The organism is Escherichia sp. WS1265 (genome assembly GCF_046487585.1).
In the GTDB taxonomy this organism is placed as follows: Bacteria; Pseudomonadota; Gammaproteobacteria; order Enterobacterales; family Enterobacteriaceae; genus Escherichia; species Escherichia coli.
In genome coordinates this window covers 1-595 of sequence record NZ_JBJQJE010000099.1, presented here as the reverse complement: position 1 = coordinate 595, position 595 = coordinate 1, and the positions used below count along the sequence as shown (strand labels likewise).

Genomic DNA, 595 nt, shown 5'->3' with positions numbered 1-595 from the left:
CTCAGTTGTTGTTTCAGTGCATACCCCAGCTGTTTCGGCATTTCCGCAGCAATGATGCGGTCGCGGGCATCTTCAAATGCCTGTGTCAGCGGTCCGGACAGCGGGATTTTCACTACCTCCACAGGAAGACGATTTTTTCTTGGCCTGCCCTGATGGTCATGCCCTGTTGCAAAACGCGCTTCAGGAAGACGCCTCAGAACATGCCAGCGGCCATTCGCCAGTTGCTGAACAAATGCCCCCCGGAAAAAGTATTTTCCCACTCTCAGTCCTTCACCAGCACGCCGCCGTGTTGTGTTCAGTTTGATGGCGGGCAGATTGCCCCGGTTAACGCGGATCCTGGCCGTCATTTTTCCTGACGGACTGGCTTTAAACACCCGGACACGCTGACGTACCAGTTTCAGGGGGATCCCTTTCACCTGGTTATCTCCCGCAACGGTATTCCCGGCAACCTGCCGGGTGGCAACCGAGACCGCTTTCTGTGCCACACGGTTTATCGCCCATGCGCTGGCCTGTGGCACCATACGGGTATCAAGGCTGTTCAGATTGCGGATGGCATTCTCAAGCCCCTTCATCCCACACCTCTTTACTCAATAAA

Annotated in this window: 1 protein-coding gene; it reads right to left on the bottom strand. The window is 55.3% G+C overall.

The window, feature by feature from the left end; genetic code table 11:
- Positions 1-572, bottom strand: a 572-nt coding sequence (locus ACJHX3_RS25025) for a phage tail protein (protein ID WP_213841576.1), incomplete at its 3' end; no start/stop codon positions are given.
- Positions 573-595 lie beyond the last annotated feature (23 nt).